At 45.7% G+C, this 13,146-nt stretch carries 11 protein-coding genes; 3 read left to right on the forward strand and 8 right to left on the reverse strand.

The features are described 5' to 3' along the window. Positions 1 to 69: 69 nt before the first annotated feature. The 6 genes from ACZ2XM_RS08615 to pheA all read right to left on the reverse strand — a co-directional run bounded on the left by ACZ2XM_RS08615 (position 70) and on the right by pheA (position 7,769). On the reverse strand, positions 70 to 756 hold the full coding sequence (locus ACZ2XM_RS08615) for a hypothetical protein (protein ID WP_490589536.1): 687 nt from the start codon (positions 754 to 756) through the stop codon (positions 70 to 72). Positions 757 to 846: 90 nt separating this feature from the next. After that, complete coding sequence (folB, locus tag ACZ2XM_RS08620; protein ID WP_490589535.1) at positions 847 to 1,212, reverse strand: dihydroneopterin aldolase; 366 nt, start codon at positions 1,210 to 1,212, stop codon at positions 847 to 849. A 107-nt stretch (positions 1,213 to 1,319) separates the two neighbouring features. Further along, a complete protein-coding gene (rarD, locus tag ACZ2XM_RS08625) occupies positions 1,320 to 2,267 on the reverse strand; it encodes an EamA family transporter RarD (RefSeq protein WP_490589534.1) in 948 nt (315 codons plus the stop codon). A 582-nt stretch (positions 2,268 to 2,849) separates the two neighbouring features. Beyond that, positions 2,850 to 5,126 carry a bifunctional prephenate dehydrogenase/3-phosphoshikimate 1-carboxyvinyltransferase gene (locus tag ACZ2XM_RS08630; RefSeq protein ID WP_490589563.1) on the reverse strand — a complete coding sequence of 759 codons (2,277 nt, stop codon included), beginning with the start codon at positions 5,124 to 5,126 and terminating at the stop codon, positions 2,850 to 2,852. A gap of 172 nt (positions 5,127 to 5,298) precedes the next feature. Further along, a complete protein-coding gene (gene hisC, locus ACZ2XM_RS08635; RefSeq protein ID WP_490589562.1) occupies positions 5,299 to 6,417 on the reverse strand; it encodes a histidinol-phosphate transaminase in 1,119 nt (372 codons plus the stop codon). A 197-nt stretch (positions 6,418 to 6,614) separates the two neighbouring features. After that, positions 6,615 to 7,769, reverse strand: a complete 1,155-nt coding sequence (gene pheA, locus ACZ2XM_RS08640) for a prephenate dehydratase (protein WP_490589561.1) — start codon at positions 7,767 to 7,769, stop codon at positions 6,615 to 6,617. Positions 7,770 to 8,257: 488 nt separating this feature from the next. Between pheA and ACZ2XM_RS08645 the strand changes: the two genes are divergently transcribed. Next, complete coding sequence (locus ACZ2XM_RS08645; protein WP_201497159.1) at positions 8,258 to 9,193, forward strand: transaldolase; 936 nt, start codon at positions 8,258 to 8,260, stop codon at positions 9,191 to 9,193. Between the two features lie 165 nt (positions 9,194 to 9,358). Here the strand turns inward: ACZ2XM_RS08645 and ACZ2XM_RS08650 are convergent, their stop codons facing one another. Continuing rightward, positions 9,359 to 9,928 (reverse strand): adenine phosphoribosyltransferase, encoded by a 570-nt coding sequence (locus ACZ2XM_RS08650; protein ID WP_490589533.1) that lies wholly within the window; start codon positions 9,926 to 9,928, stop codon positions 9,359 to 9,361. Positions 9,929 to 10,356: 428 nt separating this feature from the next. Between ACZ2XM_RS08650 and ACZ2XM_RS08655 the strand changes: the two genes are divergently transcribed. Both ACZ2XM_RS08655 and ACZ2XM_RS08660 read left to right on the forward strand, forming a co-directional pair. Next, on the forward strand, positions 10,357 to 10,521 hold the full coding sequence (locus ACZ2XM_RS08655) for a rubredoxin (protein WP_201497161.1): 165 nt from the start codon (positions 10,357 to 10,359) through the stop codon (positions 10,519 to 10,521). 214 nt (positions 10,522 to 10,735) lie between these two features. Further along, positions 10,736 to 11,638: an alpha/beta fold hydrolase gene (locus ACZ2XM_RS08660; RefSeq protein ID WP_490589560.1), complete on the forward strand. Its 903-nt coding sequence runs from the start codon at positions 10,736 to 10,738 to the stop codon at positions 11,636 to 11,638. Positions 11,639 to 11,783: 145 nt separating this feature from the next. Here the strand turns inward: ACZ2XM_RS08660 and ACZ2XM_RS08665 are convergent, their stop codons facing one another. Further along, positions 11,784 to 12,950, reverse strand: coding sequence for a WG repeat-containing protein (locus tag ACZ2XM_RS08665; RefSeq protein WP_490589532.1), 1,167 nt, complete (start codon positions 12,948 to 12,950; stop codon positions 11,784 to 11,786). Positions 12,951 to 13,146: the final 196 nt, after the last annotated feature.

A 13,146-nucleotide genomic window follows, 5' to 3' on the forward strand; every position in this document is an offset into this window, starting at 1 on the left:
TCTGTCGTAAAAATAAAAACCCTCTATAAAAATAGAGGGTTTTTTTGTCGCTGCTAAGCAAAATGACTGCTAGCTTTTAAGAGGATCCAAAGGTGCTGAAGCTAGGCTTAATGACGTTGTTGGTAACAGTGATGGCGAGGTTAATAACTCCTGCAACCCTATTTTTTCATGCTCCTTCAAAGGCAAACGGCGTTGTATCAAGCGCCATTCTCTATTTGCCTGCTGCCTAAACCCTAAGATATCGATATCCATACTGACTAATTTCACGGGCGGACTTGCTAAGGATTTATCGACATTGGTAGCACTGTTTTTATACAAAGTCTTCTCTGCTAGTAACCCGGTATCTAGTGCCCGTTGCCGCTCACATAATGTTTCTATAGCGGCAAAATACTCGCTTAATTCGAGGAAACTCAATGCCCTATTCAATTCAATATAAACGCATTGATTGGTATAGTCCGGTTTAGGAACGTCTGGCGCAGCGGTAAAGTCTGGATTGACCAAAGGCTCTGATACTATCATCTTACCCAGTTTACTTAACTGCTCACGTGTCTGGGCTAAATGAAAATTCGCTTGCTGATTACTGCCAATAGCTAATAGCACCGCAGTTATAGCTGTATCGCTGTCAATCGCCGTGTCGGCCACCACTAACTCTGAGCCAGCCAGTAGCTCTGGACTAGCCGCATCCATCCAGGCTATACAATCCGCTAAGCGGCCTGCACGAGCTGAGCCACCCGCTTGATGATTAGATATCAGCATGGGGATAAGCGTAGCTATTATAATAATTACTATAAATCATAGGATGTCGCCAGATAAACATGAGACGCAAGGAGTAAGATTAGCAATTGCTTAAGCCTTACTGCGGGTAATCTTTACGCCTACTGCTGAGGCAGCACTAATAGCGGTGGGCTTAGAGACTTTAATAGTGACTTGTTCGCAATCATAATTTTCTAGAATCTGTGCAGCTAAATGCTCAGCTAGATGCTCTAACAGTCCCGACTTGCTAGCTTGCGTCCAAGCGGTAACATCATCACAAACGGCTTTATAATTAATCGCTTTAGTCACATCATCAGTGGCAGCCGCAGGTTTAATATCCGTAAGCATCTGAATGTCTAGCAGGAGCGGTTGGGTAATAGCGCGCTCCCAATTAAAAATGCCAATGACGGCATCTATTTTTAACCCTTCAATAAAGACCATATCGCTATTTGCTGCCATGCTTATACTCCACTGCTTGCTAACGGGTTATTTGCTAATAATTACTTTATGAGCGGCTAAAAGATAATAGCTCATTCGTAAAGCGGATTTATTTAAACTTGGCTATATTAAGCTACTTCCGTGCCTTCTGGTACTGCCAAGCGTTTGCTAGGACGATTACGCCATAAATCAATGCTAAATAATAACAGCGCAAACCAGATTAGACCAAATACCGCCAATCTATGCATATCAAAGGGTTCGTTATAATAGAAGATGGCTAAAATAAAGATAAAGGTTGGGGTCAGATAGTTCATAAAGCTTAATATACTATACGCCACTTGTTTGGTCGATTTATTGAACAATAACAACGGTATCAAGGTGACTGGACCTGCTAGCATAAGCAACCAAATATTGGAGCTGACCCAAAAGTCTAGATGACTGCTCACCACGTCCGCCTGCCAAAACCACCAGAGACAAAAAGGCAGTAATAGCGCAGTCTCAACAAACATAGCATCAATGGCCGTCAATGGCGTCTGCCGTTGAATCGTACCATAAGTACTAAAGCTAAAGGCCAACACTAAGGAAACCCACGGTAAATTACCTAACATCACTAGCTGAATGACTACTGATAATAGCGCAAAACCGATAGCGACCCATTGTAAAGGGCGCAGACGCTCTTTGAATAATAACATCGATAAAGCCACACCCACCAACGGCCCAATAAAGTAGCCGAGACTGGCCTCCAATATCATGTCATTGTTGACCGCCCACACATAGGTTAACCAGTTCACCGCAATAATAATACTGGCGAAAAAGGTAATGCCCAACCATTTGGGCTGTTGCCTAAGGATACTAAACCATGCTGTGCGCCTACTGACCAACATAAATATCGAAACACAGATAAAGGTCCAAACGATACGATGGCCAATAATCTCGGTAGCGTTATAAGCCGCTAATTGCTTGAAGTATAGCGGGAATGCGCCCCAAATCATAAAGGCGGTAAGCGCCGTGATGACGCCTTTTTTAGTCGTAGTAATAGGGGCAGCGGGGGTCTTAGCGACAGCTGGTGTGGTCATAAGTGGTAAGCCTAAAAAAGACAACGCACCCAAAACTGGGCGCGGCGTGTAAAAAATCAATAAGATGGATGCAACATAGTGCAGAAACTAATAGGGCAAAACTCGATAAAGAGTTTAATAATAAATTTGCTAAGAATTTGATTTAGAATTAAAACAAGCGAGGTAGCGTATAACTAGATCAGTCATGGGCTACGGAAAGGCTATTTTAAGAGTTTGCTAGAAATAGAAATTTTAACACGAGAAAAGCCTTACGAGGTTGGCTTTATGCTGAATATATATTGCCTTAATGCTGAATCAAAGTACCTTTTGTTCAGTACAAGTGGCTTTTATTTAGTGCAAGTGCCCGCTATTTAATGAAATTAGCTATTATTTAGTGCAAGTAGCTGTTATTTAATAGAAATGCCGGTTATCTAATAACGCTTTTAAACTTGCCCATAATAAGAAAGCCATGACGCCCTAATTAAGGACTCATGGCTACATAATTTATAAGAACAGCTTTAGCAGCCGTACTATCTATAGGACTGTCTATAGGCGCTAATAGACCTTAAATAATCGGCTTAAATTATCCAGTCGCTCAATAGCTTACGCTGATTTTATAGCAATTGAAAGACCCACTTCGTTTGCCAACTCTGCAAAACCAGGGAAGCTAGTATTCACAGTTTCTGTGCCTTCGATAGTGATGGTTTCAGTGGCGCGAAGACTGGCCACAGCAAAGCTCATAGCGATGCGATGATCGTGGTGTGAAGTTACGCTGCCACCACCAAAGACAGGCTCAAAGCTGTCGGTTTTACCGCGACCTTCGATGATGATGCCGTCTTCAGTCACTGTACAGTCAATACCTAAAGTCTGTAGGCCATCCGCCATTACTGCGATACGGTCAGATTCTTTTACGCGCAGCTCTTTAGCACCAGTGAGGACCGTCTGACCTACCGCACAACTCGCCGCAATGAACAATACTGGGAATTCATCAATCGCTAGAGGTACTAAATGCTCAGGGATTTCAATACCGTGTAAAGTAGATGAGCGCAACGTTACATCAGCTACTGGCTCGCCACCCACATGAGTTTCATTGCTCAAAGTAATATCAGCGCCCATCAAGCGTAGAATATCGATAATACCGGTACGCGTTGGGTTCATACCCACTTGCGTTAGGGTCAACTCGCTGTCCTTAGCGATGACACCTGCCACCATAAAGAAAGCCGCTGAAGAAATATCCGCCGGGACAGCTATGTCGCCACCGGTGAGCTCACCACCCCCTTCAACACTGATACGATTGCCATCCACTTTTACAGGATAACCAAACGCACTGAGCATACGCTCGGTATGGTCGCGGCTAATTTCTGGCTGTACAACTGTGGTAGTGCCTTCTGCCCAAAGTCCAGCAAGTAGCAAGCACGACTTCACCTGTGCTGAGGCCACAGGCATATCATACTCAACCCCTTTAAGCGGCGTGCCTGCTTTGGTACGACCGGTGATGCTTAACGGTGCAGTCCCTTTTTGACCCGTAGACTGGATCAACGCCCCCATATCCCGTAAAGGCGCGGCCACTCGTTCCATAGGACGCTGTGATAGGCTCACGTCCCCTGTGAGCACGCTATCAAACTCTTGCGCGGCTAAGATACCGGCTAATAAGCGCATGCTGGTACCCGAGTTGCCCATATATAAAGGGGTCTTGCTAGGCTTAAGACCGTGCATGCCCACGCCATGAATCACGACATTGCCATTGTCTGGACCTTCAATCGTCACGCCCATGTCTCGGAATGCTTGTAAGGTCGCTAGCGCATCCTCCCCTTCTAGAAATCCAGTTACGCGAGTAGTGCCGGTCGCCAAACTGCCAAGCATGATGCTGCGGTGCGAGATAGATTTGTCGCCTGGGATGCTGATAGTGCCTGAAACGCTGTGACTGGGAGTAATAATGTAAGACGCTGACATGGTGTGGGTATCCGTATAAGGGGTGCTAGTTAACATGTGTCCAAAATGGCGACGGGCGGCTTGGGCACGGCCCAACAAGCCTAACATTGCCACAGAATCTTGCGTGACCATCAGCTCACGGAGCTGGGCTAGATAATCACTGTATTCATCGAGCGCGCTGACGATGGCCGACTGATTCGCTAAAAAGATATCGTGCCACATCTTCGGGTCGCTAGCTGCAATTCGGGTAAAGTCGCGAAAACCACCGGCAGCATAGCGAAAGATGTCCATATTATCATCGTGATCCGCCAACTGAGCGACCAAATTAAAGGCCAACAGGTGCGGCAAATGACTGGTATGTGCCAAGACTTGATCGTGGTGCTCGGGCGTCATAGTAATCACAGCTGCACCCACTGCTTGCCATAGCGAACTCAGCTTAGCAATCGCTAATGAGCTGGCAGTCTCTGGCGGACAGACAATCACATTATGGTTGACGAATAAATCAGCGCGGCGAGCATAGTAGCCCGAATTTTCTGCCCCAGCAATAGGGTGCGCAGGGACTAAGCCGCTAGGTATATTGTCACCAAATACGTCTTTCGCCGCTTCAATCACCGTGACCTTCGTACTGCAGACATCACTAATGAGACAATTCGTGGCTAATGCGCCCGATTGCATGGCTTGATAAATGTCTGATAACACGGCTTTGACGGCTTTAACGGGTACTGCAATGAGGATTAAATCAGCACCTGCGACTACCTCGGCAAGCTGATTACTGCCCTGAGTTAACAAACCTTCGCTAAGGGCGGCTTTAATGCTGGGTAGATGCTGATCCACCGCCGCTATCTGAGTACTTAGGTCATGGTCTTTAATAGCTTGCGCTAAACTGGCACCAATCAACCCTAAACCCACCACCACTACTTTGTTAAATAAAGGCGGTTGCTTGGCAATGGATTTAGTATTCAATGCAGTTTTAGACCCTGTTTTTGACGAAAGGTTGCCGGATACCGGCGGTATTTGACTCACAATGACTCACTTAACTCAGCATTAGATAAATCGTACAGCAGAAAATAGTAGGGTATGCTGCAACAGAGAGCTATTAAACATGCTACTAAATAGCCCGCTACGACTCCGATAGAATAGAGCGCAATGTATCAATGAGTCGTAGGTTATCTTCAGGCAGCCCTACTGTGACCCGTAGCCAATTGTCCAAGCCGTAGCCGGTCAATGGGCGCACGATAACCCCTTGCTCTAACAGCGCTTGATAGACGGCTCTAGCGCCCTCTACTTCTACCATTAAGAAATTGGCATGCGAATTAATAAACCCTAGCCCTAGCGCATCAAACTGTTGCTTGAGCCACTGCATTTGCTCAGCATTGCTAGTGCGAGAGCGGTCAATAAACTCTTGGTCTGTTAACGCAGTCTTGGCAGCCGCTTGTGCTAACCGGCTAACATTGTAAGGTTGACGAATACGATTGAGGACGGCGGCAACATCAGGATGGCTTAGCGAATAGCCAATGCGCAAGCCCGCTAGACCATAAGCCTTAGAGAAAGTACGCACTAATACCAAACGCTCAAATTCATCCAGCAGCGCGCGGTTATTACTCTCAGGGCAATACTCGATATAAGCTTCGTCAATGACGACGAGCACATGCTCTGGCATCGCTTGCAAGAAATCACGCAACTCTTCCGTCGTAAGGAGAGTGCCCGTGGGGTTATTCGGATTGGCAATAAAGACCACTTTGACATTATTACACTCAAGCACCGCTTGGCGCATGGCGTCTAAATCATGACCATAACGCTTGGCGGGCACTTCAATCCCCGTAGCGCCTTGCATCTTGGTGACCATCGAATACACCACAAACGCATACTGGCTATAGACCACGGCATCATCGCTGCTAATAAAAGCACGCGCTATCATATCTAGTAAGTCATTAGAGCCATTGCCTAACGTGATATGCGAGATATCCGTATCGTTAAAGTCCGCTAAGGCTTGCTTGAGATAGTAGCCATTACCATCGGGGTAACGTGCTAATTGTCCTAGCTGCTCGGTAATCGCGAGCGTGACTAAGGGGGAGCAGCCCATAGGGTTTTCATTACGGGCGAGTTTAACGCCATAATTAAAGCCATATTCACGAGACAACTCTTCAATTGGCTTGCCAGTTTGGTAAGCTTGAATCGATAAAATACTGTCATAAGCGGGAGGTAATGGCACGGTGTTCTCCAAGCAGAACGAAAAAATAAGACTAGCAAAGTCGTACAGATATACAGCAATAGGGTAAAACGAAACTCAATGTTTGCAACGCAAAGCTAGCAAAGTATAGCCAGCCAAATTGATTAATAGGTTGGTTAATCAGCGGGTTAAATTAATACCAGCCCAATAACCATGCCCATCTGGCGTCCTATATTAAAATTTAATATAGAACGCCAGATAACCTACTATAGCACTGCTTTAGGATAAGAGCCTAAGATACGCACATCTTTTACTAGAGGGCGAATATCGGCAATCGCTGCGCTAACATTAGGGTCATTAATATGCCCATTCATATCGATAAAGAAGACGTAAGCCCATTTGTTTGGACGCTCAGGACGGGTCTCGATACTGGTCATAGAGACGCCATGCGCTGATAATGGTTTTAAGATTTCGATCAACGCCCCGGCTCTATCATGTGCGGAGACGACAATAGAAGTCTTATCTTGGCCTGAAGGTGGAATGGCTTCATGACCAATGATTAAAAAGCGCGTGGTGTTGCTAGGATTGTCTTCGATATTTTCATACAGCTTATGCAAGTCGTACTCTGCTGCGGCAACATCACCAGCGATAGCCGCTGAATGCCACTCATTTTTGAGACGACGTGCCGCTTCACCATTACTTGATACAGCTACCCGCTCAACGTTCGGGAAATTCACATCGAGCCAATGACGGCACTGAGCTAGTGACTGTTGATGCGAATAAATACGGCTTAAGCTATCGACCTTAGTATGCTCAGCCACTAAGAAGTTTTGATGGATAGGCAGCTCGACCTCACCAATGATATTTAACGACGATGATAAGAAGCCATCTAAAGTATGGTTGACCACGCCTTCTGAAGAGTTTTCAACCGGCACCACGCCATACATAGCCGTCCCTGCTTCGACTTCACGGAAGACGTCCGTAATAGTAGTCAAAGGCACAGTATCAGCAGCTTTGCCGAAGTGCTTTAACGCAGCAGCGTGAGTAAAGGTGCCCAATGGGCCTAAAAAGGCAATGCGCTGCGGCGCTTCTAAAGACAGACAAACCGACATGATTTCGCGGAATAAACGCGCCATCTTTTCATCGCTGATAGGACCAGCATTACGCGCCATCACGGCTTTAAGCACTTGCGCTTCACGCTCAGGACGATAGAAAATAGGATGCGCCTTATCGTTACCGCCAGCACTAGCATGAGTCTTTTTGACCACCGCCACTTGCTGCGCTAACTTGGCACGCTCATTGATTAAAGTGTGGATTTCACAGTCTACTGAGTCGATTTTTTGGCGAATAATATTTAAAAATTCTTGATCACTATTGGCGGCCGCTAGGTTATTGTTCTCTGCCGCATTATCCGCGCTCATTGCTTGCTTAGCTGTTTCAGACTGCTCTGAAGACTGATTACTCATTCCGCCCTTCCCTTATTTATTGTGGCATTACTGCTGTGATTTAACAGTAGTGGTCTATTTGCCCTTACTATACCAAAAACCTTGCGATGTGCCCATGTCAAAAACTATTTTTTAATGGTCCATGGTCTAGATGAGCAAAACTATTGTCTTAATTACTAAGTAATTAGCTCTATTGCTCATCATTCTGCAATATTGTCCGCTTATCCTAGGCTTTGTTCGCAGTCGCCCGTCGTGACTTATAGTCTGATACTATAATCGGTGTTACCATAAGTGCATTGGCGAATCACCATAAGTTGAGTGCTGGTCATCCAGATAATGGCCTATAGGCGCTATTATTGCGCCCTTAGTATGTACTCTATGGTCAGCCATCGACTATAACATTGATTGAAATCAAACGATTCCCCGTAACTCTTTTTAATAAAGCCAGTAGAACAGGACACCCTATGAACGCGCTTGAACAACTCCGTACCATGACCACCATCGTTGCTGATACTGGCGACTTGCTTGCCATTGAGCGCTTAGCCCCTGTCGATGCCACGACCAACCCGAGCTTAATCACTAAAGCCCTTACCCATCCTGATAAACAAGCGCTGCTATCAGACAGTCTCAATCAATTCCACGGCGATATTGACTCAGTCATTGATTCGCTAACGGTAGAAATTGGTTGCGATATTCTCAAATTAATCGAAGGCCGCGTATCTACCGAAGTGGATGCTAGATTGTCCTACGATACTGATGCTACGATTAGCAAAGCATTAGAATTTATGGAAGCCTATGACAAGGCTGGTATTAACAGCGAGCGCGTACTGATTAAGATGGCGGCGACTTGGCAAGGGATTAAAGCGGCAGAGGTCTTAGAAAAACAAAACATTCATTGTAACCTTACTCTACTCTTTGGTCAGCACCAAGCCGTGGCCTGTGCCGATGCCGGCGTGACGCTAATCTCTCCTTTCGTGGGTCGTATTCTAGACTGGCAAAAACGCCAGCAGAACCGTCAAATAGTCCCCGTTGAAGACGATATGGGCGTTGAGTCTGTTCGCTTAATTTACCAATACTTTAAGCAGCACAATTATAATACCCAAGTGATGGGCGCAAGTTTCCGCAGCCCTGAGCAAGTCTTAGCGCTAGCCGGCTGTGATCTATTAACTATCTCACCCGATATCCTAGATAGCTTGGCCAATATGAACATTAAGGTTGAGCGTCAGTTATCGCCAGATATGGCCGTCAAAGCTATGGATAAAGTCACGTTAGATCAAGCCGCCTTCGATGCCTCGTACCAAGAAGACAAAGTGACGCAAAATTTATTGCCTAAAGGTATCGATGGTTTTATCGCGGCTAGAGATGAATTGGCGGCTACCCTAGAAGCGATGAAAAGATAGTTTAAGACTAGGAATAGAGTGTAATTTTGATCAGCGTTTTTTCCTTTTGGCTAATTAAAATTACGACCATAAAAAACCCTGCTAATGATTAGCAGGGTTTTTATTTACCAGTATTATGGTATTAGCAATAAACAATTAGCTCTATGCTCTAAATATAACCACTAATTAAGCCGTTAGCACCGTATATACCGGCGTTGGGAAGCTGCCATGCAGATCTACTAAATCTAATAATACCAATGCACCCGCTACCTCATGTTTTGCCAAGCAGCACAGTTCATAAGCGGTACTCAAAGTACCTCCAGTGGCTAAGATATCATCCACTAACAACACTTTAGCAGGCGGCAGGTTATCTTGCATCTCCAAGGTATCGTTGCCATATTCCAACGCATAAGACTTATTAGCGACCGGTGGCGGTAATTTACCCGGTTTTCTTAGCAGAATAATCCCTTTATCCAACCGAGCTGCCAATAAACTGGCAAAGACAAATCCGCGTGCTTCGACTGCGGCTAAGCAATCGACTTCATCGAGCAGACCGTCAGGCAAGGCTGCAATTAGCGCATCAATGACTGGCGTGATATGGGTACGCAGCAACGGTGTAATGTCATAAAAGTCGATACCCGGCTTAGGAAAGTCTGTCACAGTACGAATAACTTGCCAAAATTCGTGATCTAAATTCTTATCACGTGGCAGGAGTTGGTGAGTAGTGTCGGTAGGCGCTGAATCGATAGCAGTCATATATCCTCTTTATCTGGACGTTTGGTCATGTGAAGACCCCACTCAATACGTGGCATCCCTAATTCAGGGCGCATAGTAGCATAGCTTTGCTGTAATTCCATGCGCTTAGCGTAACTATTCGGCTAATTATCGCCACCTTTCACGCCTAGCCACTTATAGAAATGACCCGATAAACTTAGAGCGCAGTATGGCAATCGTCGATAAGTCTAACCATCAGTCCATGACTGCTCTGGCGCTACAATAAGCACTAGCATACGTTTACAACCGTGCACGGTATGATAGAATATTGCGACTTTAATAATGGGTCATGAGTCCCTATATAGAGAGCAGTGTTATCCGTTGCAAATTTATACGTTGCAGACGGTGACGACTCTCTTAACTCACCTTTTAAAGCCCTGACTCAATTGAGCTATTCAATAGGAAACCGTATGAAGCGTTATGAATGTATAGTCTGTGGATGGATTTATGATGAAGCTTTGGGCTGCCCTGAAGAAGGTATCGCCCCTGGCACTAAATGGGAAGATATCCCCGATGACTGGACTTGCCCTGAGTGCGGCGTTGGTAAGCTAGACTTTGAGATGCTAGAGATGTAATGCTTATTTTACCCCTAATGAACTGTGACCTGCTATGACTTATGTAAGCTCTACCAACGCTGCCGCAACGGGCAAAGTACCTACTATTAATACTCTTGCTAATCCTGACACCCAAGCCAAACATGCGCCCTGCAATCTGCCTGATAGCCGTTGGCAGTGCCTCGGTGAGCATGATTGGCAGCCTTCAAGTATCACCGAAGGGCTGTATCAAACTATGGTCGATATCGGCGATGGGCTAGAGCTGTGTGTAGAAGCCGGTGGTAATCCTGAGCACCCTGTATTGCTGCTTATTATGGGCTTAGGGTCACAGTTGATTTTTTGGCCCGATGCTTTTATTCACCGTTTAATAGCAGCGGGCTATTTCGTAATTCGTTTTGATAACAGGGATATTGGCCTATCGTCAAAGGTTACGAATCCTGAAACTGCCAATATTAATCGCATCAAAATGATGGCGCGTATGCAAGCGGGTTTGTCTAATGCGGATCAGCCGGTAGCTTATACCCTGCATGAGATGGCGGATGACACGGTGAAATTGATTGAGGCTTTTAAGCTGGATCAACGCAAAGAGCCTCCGCATATAATGGGCGCCTCCATGGGGGGTATCATTGCGCAGTTAATCAGTGCTACTCGTCCCGAACTGGTGAATAAGCTCGTGTTGTTATTTACCACCAATAACCGTGCGTTTTTAGTACCGCCAAAACCTCGCCAACTCAGCACCTTAATCAAGCGTCCTGCCGGCCAAGAGCGCCAGGATATTATCAAGCATAGTATTTGGTTTATTAAGACCATCGGCTCACCTGGCTTTGTCGACGAGAGTATGGTGGTAGATAAATCCATACTGCACTATGAGCGCAGCTACCATCCCACAGGTCCCGTACAACAGCTGAGCGCTATTTTAGCGACCGGTAGTATTCGCCCCTTTAGCCGTCGTATTCAGGCGCCTACCCTCGTCTTGCATGGCAGCGCTGATGGCCTATTGCCGCCTGCTCATGGCAAGGATGTGGCCAAGAGTATTCCCAATGCAAAATTTGTGCTAATTGATGGTATGGGGCATGATTTGGCTAAATATTATCAACCCTTTTTGGTCAGTCAGATTTGCCAACATCTACAAAACTAAGCTTAAGGCCGGTTTACGCTAGACGAGTCAGCCAAAAAAGTTATAATAACGCTTAGATAAAGACAGCAAAGGGCACTGGGAATATTTCCTAAGTGCCCTTTACCTTGCCCATGGTCACAAAATTTTTTTATTAATTGAGTCAGCGTTAATCACAATTCACATTAGTGCCTTCTTTATTAATACAAATCTTGAGGCCACTTTTGAGACTGCCCACCCAAGCTTTGTTATTTTTAAACGTAAATGGTTTGACGCCTTGATAACGAGCCTCCTTATCGACACCAGCGTCATCGAAACGGAACGGAATAACCAGCTCACCACCCAGATTCACAAAGCCCCAATTGTTGGCAATACGCACGCCCGCTAACCCTTCTGCGAAAGGCATGACCTCATCGAATGAATAGGTAATCATGGTCACATCTTGATCATCGACAAAGCCCCAACGGCCATCTTGTTGATGCGGATATAAAATGGTGAAGCTGTTGCGTGGTGGAGCAGCGTTGTTAGTACCGCTATTGTTAGAGCCACTATTGTTAGCAGCCCTATTATTGTTATTGGCAGATTGCGGCGCTGGGGCAGATTTAATGATATTGCCTTTTTTATCGAGTGCCTGCGCCCCTTGACCGGCTTTGGTCACCTGGACACGGCCACTGCGATAATCGCCCATAGTGGTGATATCTCTAGAAAAAGAGACGACAACTTTATTACTGGTATTAATGACCCCATAGCTGCCATTACTTTTGACGACAATCAGGCCGTCAGAAACTGGGCGCGCCCAGCCATTTACCCCGTCTGATAAAATATCGTAAACAGCGGGTACGACTTCGCGACCTTTTAAATTTACGTAGCCGACTTTATTGCCACGCTTTACAGGGATGAGACCACCGCTTATTTTATCGGCAGCGACTTCTTGATAGCGAGAGAGGTCCACCACTCCTTTACCGTTTTTATCAATTAAGGCTACGGGAGCACCAGAGTCCTTGACCGCCAAGAAATAACGTGAATCTGCCGTACAAGAGACATGTTTATAAAAACTCTTGGGCACCTTACAGCCCGCTGCATGAGCTGGCAAACTCATAGCACTACTCGCTAAAAACAGGGCGGCAGTCAGGATATAGACTCGGCTGGGTTGGTATCGAACGACTGGTCTAAACATCGGGGCCATTATAAACATCTCTCCGGTGGGTGGGGCGGGTTGCGCTATGAACAACTCTTTAGCACAACGTAGCTCGGCTAATTTAACAAATTTTTTGATACTTCCCAATACGGCTTCTGTAAGGATCGATTTAAGTTTTGTGCTAGCAGTACTCACCATAGCACTAGCCTTATAGCAAAGTACACTGCGCCCATAGGGATTAACAGACCATTTAGCAACCTTCTTAAATGTAACCGTAGCCTTAAATAGAGCGTACTTAGGAAGTCATCACTAGTTCAGCTTAAAGTCAAACTCAAAAATCCTAACTTTTACATTAATCAAATACGTGCAGTAGTCTGCATAATACAAGGAGGTC

The organism is Psychrobacter sp. CoH-33_TS_01, from assembly GCF_058189395.1.